General features: G+C 59.4%; 14 protein-coding genes. 8 read left to right on the plus strand and 6 right to left on the minus strand.

Features of this window, described 5'->3' with window-relative positions:
* Positions 1 to 51: 51 nt before the first annotated feature.
* Positions 52 to 615, minus strand: coding sequence for a GNAT family N-acetyltransferase (locus AC1RJ3_RS20340; protein ID WP_054596485.1), 564 nt, complete (start codon positions 613 to 615; stop codon positions 52 to 54).
* A gap of 224 nt (positions 616 to 839) precedes the next feature.
* Between AC1RJ3_RS20340 and AC1RJ3_RS20345 the strand changes: the two genes are divergently transcribed.
* On the plus strand, positions 840 to 1,760 hold the full coding sequence (locus AC1RJ3_RS20345; RefSeq protein ID WP_054596486.1) for a universal stress protein: 921 nt from the start codon (positions 840 to 842) through the stop codon (positions 1,758 to 1,760).
* On the opposite strand, the gene AC1RJ3_RS20350 is transcribed toward AC1RJ3_RS20345, so the two are convergent.
* Positions 1,750 to 2,733, minus strand: coding sequence for a zinc-dependent alcohol dehydrogenase family protein (locus AC1RJ3_RS20350; protein WP_493080133.1), 984 nt, complete (start codon positions 2,731 to 2,733; stop codon positions 1,750 to 1,752). The genes AC1RJ3_RS20345 and AC1RJ3_RS20350 overlap by 11 nt on opposite strands.
* A 33-nt stretch (positions 2,734 to 2,766) precedes the next feature.
* Complete coding sequence (gene fnr / locus AC1RJ3_RS20355; protein WP_493080135.1) at positions 2,767 to 3,519, minus strand: fumarate/nitrate reduction transcriptional regulator Fnr; 753 nt, start codon at positions 3,517 to 3,519, stop codon at positions 2,767 to 2,769.
* 286 nt (positions 3,520 to 3,805) lie between these two features.
* Between fnr and AC1RJ3_RS20360 the strand changes: the two genes are divergently transcribed.
* Both AC1RJ3_RS20360 and AC1RJ3_RS20365 read left to right on the plus strand, forming a co-directional pair.
* Positions 3,806 to 6,181 (plus strand): phosphoketolase family protein, encoded by a 2,376-nt coding sequence (locus tag AC1RJ3_RS20360; RefSeq protein ID WP_493080137.1) that lies wholly within the window; start codon positions 3,806 to 3,808, stop codon positions 6,179 to 6,181.
* Positions 6,182 to 6,271: 90 nt separating this feature from the next.
* Positions 6,272 to 7,153, plus strand: coding sequence for a universal stress protein (locus AC1RJ3_RS20365; RefSeq protein WP_429540195.1), 882 nt, complete (start codon positions 6,272 to 6,274; stop codon positions 7,151 to 7,153).
* A gap of 32 nt (positions 7,154 to 7,185) precedes the next feature.
* On the opposite strand, the gene AC1RJ3_RS20370 is transcribed toward AC1RJ3_RS20365, so the two are convergent.
* The 3 genes from AC1RJ3_RS20370 to AC1RJ3_RS20380 form a co-directional block, all read right to left on the minus strand.
* Positions 7,186 to 7,611 carry a potassium channel family protein gene (locus AC1RJ3_RS20370; protein ID WP_019692802.1) on the minus strand — a complete coding sequence of 142 codons (426 nt, stop codon included), beginning with the start codon at positions 7,609 to 7,611 and terminating at the stop codon, positions 7,186 to 7,188.
* On the minus strand, positions 7,608 to 9,431 hold the full coding sequence (ftsH, locus tag AC1RJ3_RS20375) for an ATP-dependent zinc metalloprotease FtsH (protein ID WP_054596491.1): 1,824 nt from the start codon (positions 9,429 to 9,431) through the stop codon (positions 7,608 to 7,610). The genes AC1RJ3_RS20370 and ftsH overlap by 4 nt, the downstream gene beginning before the upstream one ends.
* Before the next feature lie 163 nt (positions 9,432 to 9,594).
* On the minus strand, positions 9,595 to 10,242 hold the full coding sequence (locus AC1RJ3_RS20380) for a BON domain-containing protein (RefSeq protein WP_054598280.1): 648 nt from the start codon (positions 10,240 to 10,242) through the stop codon (positions 9,595 to 9,597).
* 302 nt (positions 10,243 to 10,544) lie between these two features.
* Between AC1RJ3_RS20380 and AC1RJ3_RS20385 the strand changes: the two genes are divergently transcribed.
* The 5 genes from AC1RJ3_RS20385 to AC1RJ3_RS20405 all read left to right on the plus strand — a co-directional run bounded on the left by AC1RJ3_RS20385 (position 10,545) and on the right by AC1RJ3_RS20405 (position 15,766).
* Positions 10,545 to 11,456: a universal stress protein gene (locus tag AC1RJ3_RS20385; protein WP_493080140.1), complete on the plus strand. Its 912-nt coding sequence runs from the start codon at positions 10,545 to 10,547 to the stop codon at positions 11,454 to 11,456.
* A 74-nt stretch (positions 11,457 to 11,530) separates the two neighbouring features.
* Positions 11,531 to 12,250: an ABC transporter ATP-binding protein gene (locus AC1RJ3_RS20390; protein ID WP_347927399.1), complete on the plus strand. Its 720-nt coding sequence runs from the start codon at positions 11,531 to 11,533 to the stop codon at positions 12,248 to 12,250.
* Positions 12,247 to 13,134, plus strand: coding sequence for an efflux RND transporter periplasmic adaptor subunit (locus AC1RJ3_RS20395; protein WP_347927397.1), 888 nt, complete (start codon positions 12,247 to 12,249; stop codon positions 13,132 to 13,134). Before AC1RJ3_RS20390 ends, AC1RJ3_RS20395 begins: the two co-directional genes overlap by 4 nt.
* Before the next feature lie 53 nt (positions 13,135 to 13,187).
* On the plus strand, positions 13,188 to 14,627 hold the full coding sequence (locus tag AC1RJ3_RS20400; RefSeq protein WP_493080143.1) for an efflux transporter outer membrane subunit: 1,440 nt from the start codon (positions 13,188 to 13,190) through the stop codon (positions 14,625 to 14,627).
* The gene (locus AC1RJ3_RS20405) at positions 14,624 to 15,766 is read left to right on the plus strand and encodes an ABC transporter permease (protein ID WP_427539817.1); all 1,143 of its coding nucleotides are present in this window, start codon (positions 14,624 to 14,626) and stop codon (positions 15,764 to 15,766) included. Before AC1RJ3_RS20400 ends, AC1RJ3_RS20405 begins: the two co-directional genes overlap by 4 nt.

Below are 15,766 nucleotides of genomic sequence, written 5' to 3' on the forward strand. Positions count from 1 at the left end.
TTGAATTACCCCTTGGCGCGCCAGTGTCTGGTGCTCCAAGGGGTATTTTTCTTACAGCATGAGGCGATGAATGACCTGGCGGGCATCGTCTGGATCGTTATGGACTTCAAATCCCAGGGCTTTTGCCAAATCGCGCATGGGGGCATTGCTTGAGGCATCAATGGAATACATCTGATGAAAGCCGTTCTTGCGGGCTGCTTTGATCAAATGCTCCATCAACAGCGTACCCAGCCCCAGGTGCTGCCATTCATCGGCGACGGTGATCGCGCATTCGCATTCATGTTCGGCAGTGGCGGCATAACGACTGACGCCGATTTCGATCAATTTACCGTCTTCGTGGACCAGCGCGATGTAAGCCATGCGCTTCTTGCCGTCGATGTCCATCAACTGGTCGAGCATGGCCTTGCCGGGTTCGTTGATTTGCGCCAGAAAGCGCATATGACGGGATTCCGGGGACAGGCGTTTGATGAATGCGTATTCGCGCTCGCGGTCTTTATCCGTCAATGGCCGGATCAGTACATGCCGACCGTCCCTGAGTGCTTCGATCCAGTATTGCCCGGAGACCGCGGCATAGGCGGCGGCAGCCCGTTCGTTGTGGTCCTTGACAGTGAGCATGGTGCAATCCTCCCTCTGATGGAAAAAAGGTCCGCGTGTAGCAGAAGGTCACGCGGTTCATACCTTTTTACGCCAACGGCGGCACTCGAATCTGATCTGGATCAGACACTCGGCACAGGCGTCCTCAAAGGCCCGGATTTGATGTAAATCAACCACGTTGGGGGCAATGAGCGCAGTCTAGGAACATGCCGGCGGGATCGACCGGCGCCGAGCCGAGGTGTGTGATGGGTCATTATCAACGGTTACTGCTGATCGCCGATCGAACCTTGCATCAATCTCCAGCCTTGCTGCGCGCGGTCGCCCTGGCCAAGGCGAGTGGGGCGGTCTTGCACGTGTGTGCCTTTGTCGAACCGGTGCCGATCGTTCATTTGTGGGATGAAAAAGTCGATGAAGCGGCATTTCAGAGCTACCTGCGTCGCTATCGTCGCTGGATGTCGGAGGAGATCCAGCGGCTGAGCGGTGAGGGACTGAAAGTCTCGGTGGAGGTGGTCTTCACCACCCATCCGTTGCTGGATATCCTGAAGCATGTCGAGGAGTTCAAGCCTGACCTGCTGATCAAGGACGCCACGCTGGAGCCGGTGCTGAAACGGGTATTCATCACGCCACTTGATTGTCACCTGCTGCGCGAATGCCCGGTGTCTGTGCACCTGGTCAACCAGGCCCGTTACAGCTTGCCTCACCGGATCGTGGCGGCGGTCGACCCCTTCGACCCGCAAACCCAGATCAGTGGCCTCAACGACACCATCATTCAAACCGCGAACGCCCTGGCCCTGCAGTGCGATGCGCCGCTGCATTTGCTCTACGCCTATGACCTGTCGCCCGCGTTCAATGGCGATGCACCGTTGGTCAACGGCGGCTGGAGCATGGATTACATGGAGGAGCTGCGTGAATCCCTGCACCTGGCATTCGTGACCCTGGCCGACCGCTACGGTATACCGCCCGAACGACGGCACTTTGTCATGGGCCAACCGGTTCGGGCATTGACCGAGTTTGTCGAAGAATACCTGGCCGACGTGGTGGTGATGGGCACGGTGCACCGGGTCGGGCTGGATCGGTTGATTGGCAGCACCACCGAACGGGCGCTTTACTCAGTGCCTGGCAGCATTCTGGCGGTTCGCTCACCCGGCTTTGCGGTCAGGGGGTGAGCACGATGGCGCCTTTGACCTGACCGCTCCTCAGGTGGGCGAGCGCTTGATTGGCATCGTCCAGTGCAAAGCAGGTGACATCGCTGTGCACGGGCGTATGGCGGATCTCCTGGAAAAACGCCGTGCCGTCTTCGCGCGTCAGGTTGGCCACCGAACGTACGCTGCGCTCACCCCAGAGCAGTCGATAGGGAAACGCCGGGATGTCGCTCATGTGGATGCCGGCGCATATCACACAGCCACCCTTGACGGTGGCCTCCAGCGCCAACGGCACCAGCGCTCCGACGGGGGCGAAGATCAGGCTGGCGTCGAGCAGGTGTGGCGGTTTCTGGTCCGAGGGGCCCGCCCAGGCGGCGCCCAACGTTCGGGCATACGCCTGGCCCTCGTTGTCGCCCGGTCGGGTGAAGGCGTATACCTGTTGACCTCGGCCCAGCGCCACCTGGATTGCCAGGTGCGCGGCGGCACCGAACCCGTAGAGGCCCAGATGACGTGCGGTTTTGGCCATTTGCAGCGCTCGAAAGCCGATCAGCCCGGCGCATAGCAACGGTGCGGCTTCGGTGGCCGAGAGCGTGTCCGGAAGGCGAAAGCAGAAGCGCGCGTCGGCCACGGTGTAGTCGGCATAACCGCCGTCCAGATTACAACCGGTGAACTGCGCCTGATCGCAGAGGTTCTCCCGGCCCGAGCGGCAGAACTCACACCGGCCGCAAGTCGATCCGAGCCAGGGAACGCCGACCCGCTGGCCGATCCAGTCGGGCGCAACGTCAGCCCCCACCGCGGTCACTTCCCCGACGATTTCATGCCCCGGCACTCGCGGCAGTGTCGCTTGTGGCAGCTCGCCATCGACCAAGTGCAGGTCGGTGCGGCATACGCCACAGGCCAGGACTTTGATTAACAGTTGCTGAGCATCAGGTGTCGGGATCGCGCGCTCTTCCCGTTGCAGTGGCTGGCCAGGAGTCTGTAGCACCATGGCGCGCATGACGATTCTCCGGAATCAACGGCATTCAGGCTGTCAAACTGGCGCGTCCCGATGGCAGCCGGTGACCAGATGCTTGAGCCTGTCCATGTCGAGGATGGTGACGTTACGCCCGGAAATCTCGACCAGTGCCTGATCCCGCAGGTGGGCAATGCCTCGACAGATGGTTTCCAGACGCAGCCCCAGGTAGGAGCCGATCTCTTCGCGACGCATCTTCAGTACGAACTCCCTGGACGAATAACCGCGCAGGCTAAGCCGCAGTGACAGGTTCAGCAGAAAGGCCGCCAGACGTTCGTCGGAGTTCATTTTGCCCATCAACATCAGCATTTCGTGATCGCGCACTATTTCGCGGCTTAGAAGTTTGTTCAGATTGTGCTGCAGTGTAGGCAGCTCCCGGGAAAGCTTCTCCAGCTGGGCGAAATGGATGGGACACACTTCGCTGTCCTCAAGAGCGAAAGCATTGCAGGTGTGCTGCTCTTCACTGATGGCGTCCAGGCCGAGCATCTCGCCGGGTATTTGAAAACCGGTGACTTGCTCGCGACCGTCGAGAGACAACACTGTGGTCTTGAAAGAACCGATGCGCACTGCGTAAAGCGAGCGCAATGAATCGCCCGTGCGATACAACGCTGCACCTTTTTTAACTTTTACGCGCTGGATGATCAGGGTATCCAATCGCTCTACTTCCTGGTCGGTCAGGCCAATCGGCAGGCACAGTTCCAGCACGCTGCAGTTGGCGCAGGCAGCCTTGAGGTAATGGGCGTGAAGGGGGCGGAGGTCATACGGCGGCATTAAGCGTCCCTCTTTCGATGTATCAAGCATAGGCGCTGAGAGCCCGGTCAAACCCTTAATGTGTAAACCGGGGGCGTTTGTACGACGAACGGGGAAGGGGGCCCAGCAGATTCAGTGACGGAAGCTGCCGCGTTGACGCTCTCGAGATCTCCTCTTCAGAGAGGGTGCGTTTGATGTAAATCAAGTCTTGAACCTCCCAGACTCCCAGAATCGACAAATGCCCTGTTCGCAGCGCGGTCCTGTCATCGACGGTCGGTGCTGCTCCTTGTCGAGAGCGGAGAGCTTCATGAGCGATTTTCTGAGTGCCGAGCAGCTGGAAGGTCTCGACGCCTATTGGCGAGCGTCCAATTACCTGGCGGTGGGTCAGATCTACCTCAAGGACAACCCGCTGATCAGCGCACCCCTGGCACTGGAACATGTAAAACCGCGTTTACTGGGGCATTGGGGAACAACGCCTGGGCTGAATCTGATCTACGTGCACCTCAACCGCCTGATCACCTGTTACGACCTGAACATGATCTTCGTCACCGGCCCCGGGCATGGTGGGCCGGCGATCGTGGCGCAGACCTATCTGGAAGGGACTTATACCGAGTTCAATCCTTCAGTGGAGCAGAACCGTAACGGCCTGGTCCGGCTCTTTCGGCAGTTTTCCTGGCCTTATGGGCTTTCCAGCCATGTTTCGGCGCAGATTCCCGGGTCGATCCATGAAGGCGGCGAACTGGGCTATTCCCTGGCCCATGCTTACGGCGCGGCGTTCGATAACCCGGACCTGATCGTGGCGTGCGTGATCGGCGACGGTGAGGCTGAAACGGGAACGCTGGCGGCCAGCTGGCATTCCAACAAATTCCTTAATCCGGTGCGTGACGGGGCTGTCCTGCCGATTCTGCACCTCAATGGCTACAAGATCGCCAACCCCTCGATACTCTCCAGAATCAGCGAAGACGAACTGTCGGCCCTGATGTATGGCTACGGTTACGATCCGTATTTTGTCGAGGGTGACGAGCCTGAAGAGGTTCATCAGGCGTTGGCCAGAACCCTGGACACGATGCTGTTGAAAATCCGCGAGATCCAGCGTGTTGCGCGCAAATACCCGCAGCCCCCGGTGCCGGAGCGCCCCCTTTGGCCGATGCTGGTGCTGCGTACGCCAAAGGGCTGGACAGGCCCCAAATTCGTCGATGGCCGGCGTATTGAAGGCACGTGTCGTGCGCATCAGGTGCCGCTGGCGGATTTCGGCCAGCCGACTCATCTGCGGCAACTGGAGGAGTGGCTCAGCAGCTATCGTCCGGATGAGCTGTTTGACGCCAACGGTGCCTTGTTACCCGAAATCGCTGCGCTGGCACCGACGGGGCACCGGCGAATGAGCGCCAATCCTCACGCCAATGGTGGCCTGCTGCTGCGACCGCTGGATCTGCCGCGCTTTACCGAATACGCCGTGAAACTTCCCGCGCCGGGCTGCCTGCGCGCAGAAGCGACCCGGGTGCTGGGGGCGTTTCTGCGCGATGTGATGAAAAACAATCTGGCCTCAGGCAATTTTCGGTTGTTCGGCCCGGATGAAACCGCCTCGAACCGACTGGATGCAGTCTACGACGTCAGCGCAAAGGCCTGGATGGGTAACCTGGAGCCCGAGGATATCGACCTGACGGCCGAAGGCCGGGTGATGGAGATTCTGAGTGAGCAAGTGTGCGAGGGTTGGCTGGAAGGCTATTTATTGACGGGCCGGCATGGACTGTTCTCCTGTTACGAGGCGTTCATTCACATCGTCGATTCGATGTTCAATCAGCACGCCAAATGGCTGAAAACCGCCGCCGAGGTGCCTTGGCGCAAACCCGTAGCCTCGCTCAATTACTTGCTCACCTCGCATGTCTGGCGTCAGGACCATAACGGTTTTTCCCATCAGGACCCGGGCTTCATCGATCTGGTCGCGAACAAGAAGTCCGATGTGGTCCGGATCTACCTGCCGGCCGACGCCAACTGCCTGCTGTCGGTTGCCGACCACTGCCTGAGAAGTCGCAACTACATCAACGTCATCGTTGCCGGCAAGCAACCGGAGTGGCAGTGGCTGGATATCGGTTCGGCCATCCGTCATTGCCTGTGCGGCATCGGTCGATGGGACTGGGCCAGCCAGAACGATCAAGACCCGGACGTGGTCATGGCCTGCGCCGGAGACGTCCCGACCCTGGAAACGCTGGCCGCCGTGACCTTGCTTCGCGAGTACGTGCCGGATCTGCGCGTCAGGGTGATCAACGTCGTCGACCTGATGGTGCTGCAACCGTCATTTCAGCATCCCCATGGTTTGTCGGACTCGGCGTTCGACGAGCTGTTCACCATCGACAGGCCCGTGATCTTTGCTTTCCACGGGTACCCAGCACTGATTCACCGGCTGATTTACAAACGCAGCAATCATGAAAACTTCCACGTGCGCGGCTTCAAGGAGGAGGGGGCGACCACGACCCCGTTCGATATGGCGGTCATCAATAACCTGGACCGTTATCAGTTGGCGCTGGATGTGATCGAGCGGGTTCCGCGCCTGCACGAGCAGATCGAAACCGCCCGGGCGCGTTACTGGGCAACCATGGAGAAACACAAGCTTTACCTCATCGAACACGGGCAGGACTTGCCCGAAGTGATGAACTGGCAATGGACGCCTGCGGCCGGCAGTTGAGGAGCCCCAATCGATGCCGTCATCCATCCAGCATGAGCGCAGAGGCAAGAAGCCGTTCGCGTCCAGGCCTGAACGTTCTGGAGCCAGACCATGAGCCAGTATCAACGGTTGCTGCTAATCATCAATCCGACCCTGCGTCACTCCCCGGCCATCCACCAGGCCAGCGCTCTGGCCAAGGCCTGTGGTGCCACTCTGCATATTCTCGGGCTGACCAAACCGGTCAGGCTTTTTTCTCTGCTTGAACCGCCGGCACGGGACGAGACGCGCACGCGTTACCTGCAGGAGCAGAGCCGATGGTTGAAGAATGAAGTGCACGCACTACGCGCCAAAGGGCTTGATGTGACCAGCGAAGTGAGATGGAGCGATGATGCCCGTCTGGAGATCCTGGACTATGTGATGCAACTGCGTCCCGACCTGTTGCTCAAGGAGATTCAGCATGAGCCGCTGCTCAAGCGTGCTTTTGTCACGCCCATGGATTGGTACTTGCTGCGCGAATGCCCGGTGCCGGTTTATCTGCTGAGTCCGTGCAGTCATACCTTGCCGCGCAAGGTGGTCGCGGCGGTGGATCCCGAGCCGCAGGGCAGCAAGCTGAACGAGCGGATCCTGCAGCAGGCCAATAGCCTGGCGTTGCAATGTGATGCCCAATTGTCTCTGCTGCACGTCTGCCCTATGTCCTCCGACTATCTGGACGATGCAGATGGAGATGAGCCGGTGCTGTCGAAGCTCAGGAAAGATCTGCGCCAGGCACTGGAAAAATCCTTTGTCACACTGGCTCACGACTTCGGGGTGCCTGTTGAATGTCGGCACTTTATCTTCGGCGATCCGGTGTCGGCGCTGGCCGGATTCGTCAACGACAACCAGACTGACGTGATCGTCATGGGCCGGGGCCGGCACCATGGCCTGCAATGGTTGATTGGCAGCACCACCGAACATGTTCTTTATCAAGTGCCTTGTAGCATCCTGGCGGTTTAGCTCCCGTGGAAGCGGTCGTCCACCGGCGGCCGCTATTTGCTCTTCCAGTATTTCTGCATTTCGAGAAACAGAAAGGACGCCGTCCAGGTAATGAGCACCAGGCCGGTCAGTGCCTGCAACCCGGTCAGGTACTTGAGTTTGCCCACGGGCGAAATATCGCCAAAACCGATGGTGGTAAAGGTGGTGAAGGAGAAGTACACGCAATCCATGAACGAGCCATCAAAGTTGCCATTCAGGCTGCCCCAGTCGCCGGAGCGCGCCATCAGGTAATAGGCCAGCGCAAAGCACCAGACTTCTGTTGCATGGGCCAGCATCGCGCCAAATACCCCGACGACAATTCTGAATCGACTCCAGGCCCTGAGCCTGGGTAGCCAGTCGTTCAGGCGTGACAGGCATTCGTAGTGGATCACCACGGCAACGATTACCACCAGCGTATTGATCAGCGTGACCTCAATCATGGCGAGCCATCGGGGGCGGCCTTGAGCGGTAGCAGCGGCGGAAACTCCTCTGGCGTCAGCGTTTCTCTTTCCAGCAGTAAATGAGCACCGGCATCCAGGTCGGCTCGACGACTGTCGAGCAGCGCCTTGGCCCGGTTATAGGCTTCTTCGAGCAAGGCGCGGATGCCCAGGTCGATTTCCCGCGCGGTTTGTTCCGAATAGTCTTTCTGGCCCAGTCCGGCCATGTGTTCACCCAGATAAGTCGGGGTTTGCCGTTCCAGTACCGATTGACCGAGTTCGGCACTCATGCCGAAACGGGTGATCAACTGCCGGGCGATGTCGGTCGCCCGGGTCAGGTCATCGGCGGCACCCGTGGAAATCTGGCCATAGACGATGAACTCGGCGGCCCGACCGGCCATCAGCACGGCGATGCGGTCCTTGAGCATCTGACAACTGATCAGGAAGTGATCCTCGGTCGGGCGCTGCAAGGTATAGCCCAGCGAGCCAATGGAGCGGGGGATGATCGAGACCTTGTGGACCGGGTCCATTCCCGGCAAGGTGCCTGCGGCCAGGGCATGGCCCATTTCGTGATAGGCCACCACCAGACGTTCGTCAGGCAATAACAGGCTGCTCTTGCGTTCGACCCCGGCGACGATGCGTTCCACCGCGACGGTGAAGTCGTCGAGGTTGACGGTCTCGCCTCCCCGGCGGGTGGCCACGATCGCGGCTTCGTTGATCAGATTGGCCAGGTCGGCACCGGTGAAGCCGGTGGTGATTTCGGCGATACGTTCGGAGTCGATGTCGGGCGCTACGGTGATTTTTTTCAGATGGACCTTGAGGATCGCCTGTCGGCCTTTTCGATCGGGGCGGTCGATCACCAGTTGACGGTCGAAGCGCCCGGCCCGCAGCAGCGCCGGATCGAGGACCTCCGGCCGGTTGGTCGCCGCCAGCAGGACCACACCTTCACGCGGGTCGAAACCGTCCAGTTCGGCCAGCAGCTGGTTGAGGGTCTGTTCTTTTTCGTCGTTGCCGCCGAACGCACCGATACCGCGCATTTTGCCCAGGGCGTCGAGTTCGTCGATGAAGATAATGCACGGTGCCGCTTGCCGCGCCTGCTCGAACAAATCGCGCACTCGAGCGGCGCCGACACCGACGAACATTTCGACGAATTCGGACCCGGAAATCGAAAAAAACGGCACCCCGGCTTCACCGGCAATCGCCTTGGCCACCAGAGTCTTGCCGGTGCCCGGTGGGCCGACCAGCAGGGTGCCCTTGGGAATATGCGCCCCCAGGCGTGCGTACTTGGCCTTGTCCTTCAGGAACGAGACGATTTCCACCAGCTCGGCCTTGGCTTCATCGATGCCCGCGACATCGGCGAACGTCACTCCGGTATCGCGTTCGACAAACACTTTGGCCCGCGACTTGCCGACATTCATCAGTCCGCCAAGGCCCTGTTTTTCGGCCATGCCGCGGAACAGGAAATGCCACAGCACCATGATCATCGCAAAGGGTAGCAACCAGCCCAGCAGCGCGTTCAGCAGGGTGTTTTCGCTGATGCCGGAAAAGCCGACACCCGATTGTGCCAACTCAGTCGCCAGCGTGGGATCGACCCGCACGGTGGTGAACAGGTCGTGGCCGTCGATGGGCTCTTGCAGCTTGCCGCTGATCTGCTCCTTGTCGACCCGCAACTCGCTGACCTTGTGCTCGCCCAACAGTTGCAGGAACTGACTGTAGGGGATGCTCTGCACCGAATGGCGGTCAACAAAAAACAGCTGGGCGAGTGCAAGGACCAGAAAGGTGATCGCGAAGTAGGAAAGGTTCCATTGGTGATTCTTTTTCATGGCCTTGGCTCAGGGAAAAAAGGCGGGCTGGCCCGATGCGTGACGGTTTGATTGCCGAACGCCGAGGCTCAAGCTCGTTGGGCATCTGAATACGATTCTAGACGCCATCAGCCCGAACGCCGGGGTTTACGCCGGACGTCGAGCTGATATTCCCTGTTTGACATCAGGCAATCAGCAGGTGATCTTCCACTGCTCTCACACCCGGTACGGACCAGGCAGCGCGGGTGGCGATCTGGCGTTCACGCCACAGATGGACCCGGCCTTCAAGTTTCACGACATCACCGTCTACCTTGACGTGAATACCCTTGGCATCCACTTCGGCATTGCGCTTGAGGGCTTCTTCGATGCGGTGCTGGATATCGGCCACTTCCACCCGAGGATAAAGGGTGAGCCGATTGTCCACGCCCACCACCCCGGACAACTTGCGCACCGCCCGTTCGACGGTTTCTTTCTGGTACTGCCAGTCCACCTTGCCTTCCAGCGTTACCCAGCCCTTTTGTACGATGACCTTGATGGTGTCTATGGGGACGTCAGAACTCCAGGCAATGATCTTCAACGCGCGGGTCGCGATGGTGTCATCTGCCGTGCCTTCCCCGGGGTCCAGCCTGACCTGTATTTCTTCGGCCAGCGCGCGTACGCCCTTGATGCGTTTTACCGCCTGTTCAGCAGCGATTTTCTGGGCATAGGTCCGGACATGGCCGGAGAGCGTGACGACGCCCTTGTCCACAGCGACGCCGATATTGGCGGCATCGATATCCGGCTGGAACTCAAGCTCATCGAGAATGGTTTGGCGCAGACTCAAATCGTTCATGATCGTGTCCTCTGTGGTCGATTTGGCGCGAGCATCGGACAACATGAGCCCGATTACTGGGTATGTTTTTACGCCTGGCGGCTGAGCATTTATTGAGCTGAATCAACAATGCTTCTTTCAGCAGCGGTGCTTGGGCGCACAACAACTTTTTGTGATTTTTATCAACCCCGGCCAGCACCTGCCCGCTCACTATCGACATTAACCAGAGAGGGTGTTCGTCGATCCGTGTGCTGATGGAAGGCCGGCACAGGAGTGCTGTTCATCGGTTTCGACTGACCAAGCATCTGCCGACGAGGTGTGTGATGTTCGAAATTCGCCGTTTACTGCTGATCGCTCCGAGCGAAATGTCCCGTACCCCCGCGTTTGATCGGGCGGAATCCCTGGCGAGAGCGACAGGCGCGCTGCTGCATATCGTGGCGTTCGATTATGTCGAAGCGCTGGCGGTCGCTGGCTTGTTTGACCATCAGGCCATGGCGCAGGCGCGCGAAGGATATTTGCAAGTGCACCGTCACTGGCTAGAGCAGCAGGCCCGGTTTGGGCAATGCAAAGGCCTGCACGTGACCACCGAAGTGGTCTGGGCCAAACCGGGTATCGAGGAGGTGCTTGAGTACGTGAACGACTTCGGCGCAGACATCGTGATCAAGGATGTACAGCATGTATCGGCATTTCAACGGGTTTTCTACCGGCCTCTGGACTGGCTGTTACTGCGCGACTGTCCAGCCCCCTTGCACCTGGTCACCGATGCCAGAAACCCGTTGCCCTTGAAAATACTGGCGGCTGTCGACCTTTCCCATCTTGAAGAGCTGACGCAGGGACTGAATGACCAGATCCTCGATATTGCTTCGAAGCTGGCCTTGTCCTGTGGCGCGAAGTTGCACCTGCTCAATGTCAGCGGCTGGATTGTGAACGGCGACTCCGGCGTGAACCTGCAATACCTGACCATGCGGGAAAGCTTGAGAGACGCGGTCAGCGATACCCAGATTGAAGCCTTCGATACGCTCGCCGAGCGCTATGAGATTCCAGAGGCGAAACGGCATCTGTTGACCGGTGTCCCGCACAAGATGATCGAGCGTTTCGCGGCGAGTAATGAGTTCGACATGATTGTGATGGGCACCGTGCACTATCGGGGCGTGAACGTATTTCTCGGCAGTACCGCCGAGAACACCCTGAACCGGGCTCCCTGCAGTCTGATGATCGTCAAGCCGCCGTATTGATGGCGTATCGTGGTGGCGGTATTCGATAACTGCCAGTGCCCAGGGGCATCGGCCGATCGGGAGCAGAAGCGCTCATGAGTTCGGATCAAACGGGTTCTGCCGATCATCCGGCGATTGATTCGAGCGGCCTGACCAAATGGTTCGGGGAAGGGGACGTACGAATGAAGGCTGTCGATCAGGTCTCACTGGTCGCACAGTTCGGTGAAATGGTGTTCATCGTCGGCCCGTCAGGGAGCGGCAAGACCACCCTGCTGAGCATGATCTCCGGCATTCTGCGGCCGGATGCCGGTACGGTGAAGATCAATGGCAATGACATCTGGAGCCTGAGCACCGATCAGTTGGCGGAGTTACGCCTCAATAACATCGGCTTCGTGTTTCAGGACTACCACCTTTTTGCACGGCTGACCGCTGCCGAGAACGTCGCGATTCCCCTGATCCTCAAGCATCGTGACTGGGATGACGCCATAACGCAGGCGAAGCAGAGCCTGGAAGTGGTGGGTCTCAAGGATCGCGGCGACATTCTGCCGGTCAAGCTGTCCGGCGGAGAACAACAGCGGGTGGCGATCGCCCGGGCGATCATCGGCGGCCCGCAGCTATTGATTCTCGACGAGCCCACCGCGTCCCTCGACGGTGACACCGGGAAGATGATCATTGCCTTCGTGAAGTCGAATATTCTCAACCAGCAGCGTTGCATTCTGATCGTCACTCACGACGCGCGGATCAATGAGTACGCCGACCGCATCATTCACATGGAAGATGGCCGCATCAGCGAACCTGACCGGACCTCGTCATGAAGAACCGGGTGCTGTTTGTGCTGGCAGTCATCGGTGTATTGGCCGGGGTGACCGCCGCCTACCTGCTCGGACGCACGCCCCGTCCATTGCCGCCAGCCTTCGCCCCGGCGAGCAGCACTTATGACACCGCGATTTATGCGAACGGGATTATCGAAAGCGAGCAGCCCGGCGGTTCCAATATCGTGATTTACCCGCAGGTTTCCGGGCCAATCACTCAAGTGCTGGTGCAAGAAGGGCAGGCTGTCACCCGCGGTACGCCCCTGGTGACCATCGATGACGCCGTGCCCAGGGCAAACTTCGAATTGGCGCAAGCCAGTCTGAAAACCGCTCAGGACCAATACACCAAGCGCCTGGCGTCCTACGGGATTGATCCCAAGTCCATCAGCAAGGACACGCTGGACACCGCAAAAGATACCGCGGCCCAGGCACAGGCAGCGCTCAAGGCGGCGAATGCCACGCTTGCGCAATATGCGATCAAGGCCCCGGTGGATGGCGTGGTCCTGGCCATCAATACCACCGTGGGCAGCTATGTGTCGCCACAGGGCGCCTATGACCCGTATATCCAGCAATTCAGCCCGTTGGCGGTGATGAGCGCTGAGCAGACCTATCTGGCGGTACGCTGCTACGTGGACGAGATCCTGATTGCCCGCTTGCCGACGCCCGAACATATCCGTGCACAGATGTTGATCCATGGCTCGGATATCAAGGTGCCGCTGGAGTTCGTTCGCGTGCAGCCGTACGTGTCGCCGAAAATCCAGTTGTCCAATCAGCGTCAGGAGAAAGTCGATCTCAGGGTGTTGCCGGTGGTTTTCCGGTTCGAGAAAAAAGACCTCCCGAGGGTGTACCCGGGGCAGTTGGTGGATGTCTTCATAGGACAGAAATGATGTGCCAGTCCCGCGTCCATCGACCTCTGCGATTGCATGCCCGGGTGCTCCCCGTGATTATTCTGATGGCGATGAGTGCTTGCACCGTAGGCCCGGACTTTTCGCGTCCGCCAACGCCGTCGCAGAGCGGTTATACCGGCAATCCGGCGACGGCGACCGTGGCGGCGAAGGGTCAGGCGCAGCATTTTTTGCCGGGGGCTGAAGTGGTGCCTGACTGGTGGCGGTTGTTCAAGTCCGGCTCTCTGGATGCAGTGGTTCGCCAGGCGACGGCCAACAACCAGACCTTGCAGGCTGCCGAGGCTAGCCTGCGGCAAAGCCAGGACACGCTCATGGCCGGTCATGGGGTTTTCTATCCGTACCTGGATCTTCACGCCGGCGCGACCCGCGAACGCAATGCTCCGCTCCAGCAAGGGCTGACGACGGGAGGGACGATCTTCAACGTCGTGACCCTGAGTGGCACGATCAGCTACACCCTCGATGTGTTTGGCGGACAGCGTCGAACGGTGGAAGGCCTGCAAGCCGAGGTCGACCGTCAAGCCTGGCTGACCCATGCGGCTTACCTCACCCTGACCGCCAATGTCGTGAATACCGCCATCGCCCGTGCCGGCTATATCGCGCAAAGGCGCGCCACCGAGCAGTTGATTGCGCTGCAAAAACAACAGCTTCGGACCACCGAGGTCCAGGTGCGCAGCGGTACGGCGCCTTATTCGGCGGTGCTCAGTTTGCGCAGCCTGATTGCCAGCAATGAGGCCTTGTTGCCGGCGCTGGAGCAGAAAATCAGCCAGGCCGAGCATTTGCTGGCCACCCTCGAAGGCGTCGCACCCACCGATGTCAGTCTCCCCAATATCGAGCTGACAGGTCTTTCGCTGCCCACCGATCTGCCGGTCAGCCTGCCCTCGAGGCTAGTCCGGCAGCGGCCGGATATCTTGTCCGCAGAGGCACAGCTGCACCGGGCCAGTGCCAACATCGGGGTGGCCACGGCGGCGATGTTTCCCAGTTTCAATCTGACCGGGACCTACGGTACGGCCGGGTCGAACCTGGGGTCATTGTTTGCGAGTGGCGGGCGGTTCTGGAGTGTTGGCCCCTCCATCGATGTCCCGCTGTTCCAGGGCGGTAGCCTGTGGTTTGGCCGTAAAGCGGCAATCGATGCCTATCAGCAGGCGGCAGCGAATTATCGGCAAACCGTGCTCGAGTCTTTCGCGCAAGTGGCCGATGCCCTCAAGGCCCTGGAGTTCGATGCACAGGTCCTGCAAAAACAGACCGAGGCACAGGCTACCGCTGAAGAAGCGCTGCGTTTGCTGCAAGCCAACTACCGATCAGGCCTGGTGACCTATCTGGATCTGCTGTCGGCCGATGTACAGTTGCATCAGGTCAACATCGCCTATCTGCAAGCACTTGCCCAGCGTCATCAGGACACCGTCGGGTTGTTCGTCGCGCTGGGCGGCGGCTGGTGGAACACTCCGCCCCCTGCGGGCAGCAGGCAGACGCCATGAAATACTCAGGCATCCTGCGGATCGGCTTCAAGCTGCTGGTCAACGACAAGGCCAAGTTTTCGGCACTGCTGGTAGGGATTACTTTCTCGGTGTTCCTGATGTTGCAGATGACTGCACTGTTTGCCGGCATCCTCAATCGCGCCCACTCGACGGTGACCAATATCGGCGCGGCGATGTGGATCATGGACCCGGCCGTGAACACACCGACCATTGTCATTCCTCTGCCCGACTATTTGCTCGATGCCGTACGCAGCATGGAGCAGGTGCGCTACGCGGTGCCTGTATTCATTGGCGGCGCCCAGGTCAGGTTGGCCAGTGGCACTTATCAGGCGGTCAGTGTGATAGGTCTCGACGACACCAGCCTGTTCGGTCGCCCTGAGCTTGAAGAGGGTTCTATCGAGGACATTTATGCGGAAAACGCATTCATCATGGTCCACGACGCCGAGTTTTCGAAACTGGAGAATCCGCGGATTGGCACCTCCTTCGAGCTCAATGACCACCGCGGCACCATCGTCGCCATCGCCAAGGTACTGACCAGTGGATTGACCGGCATACCGACGCTCTACACCACCTACCGACGAGCCATCGAATACATCCCGACCACCCGCTTCACGGTGTCTTACATTCTGCTGGAACCCAGGAACAAGGCCGCAGAGGCCGGGATCAAGCAGCAGGTTGCGCAGTTGGGCTATGTCGCCTTGACCCGGGGAGAGTTCAACCAGCGGATTACCGATTTCTACATCTATCAGACCGGGGTCGGCACCAACATACTGACGATGACGGTAATCAGTTTCCTGGTCGGGTTATCCATCTCCGGTCAGACGTTCTACACCTTCATTCTGGAAAACCTCGACAAGTTCGCAGCCCTCAAGGCTATTGGCGCCAAGGGCCGCGAGCTGATCTACATGATCCTCTTCATGGCCATGTTCACCTGTTTGACGGGGTACGGACTGGGGGTTGGGCTGGTCACGTTGATGATCTTCACGGTGCGCACCTATCTGCCCAATTACGCAGCGATGATTACGTTCTGGAACCTGGGGCTGGCGTTTGGCCTGGTGCTGTTGATTGCCGGGGTTTCCAGTTACGTGGGCATACGCAAGGTGCTGAAAATCGAGCCATTCGACATTTTCAGGGGCTGA

The sequence above is a fragment of the Pseudomonas sp. GW822-FHT04C11 genome, from assembly GCF_058800905.1.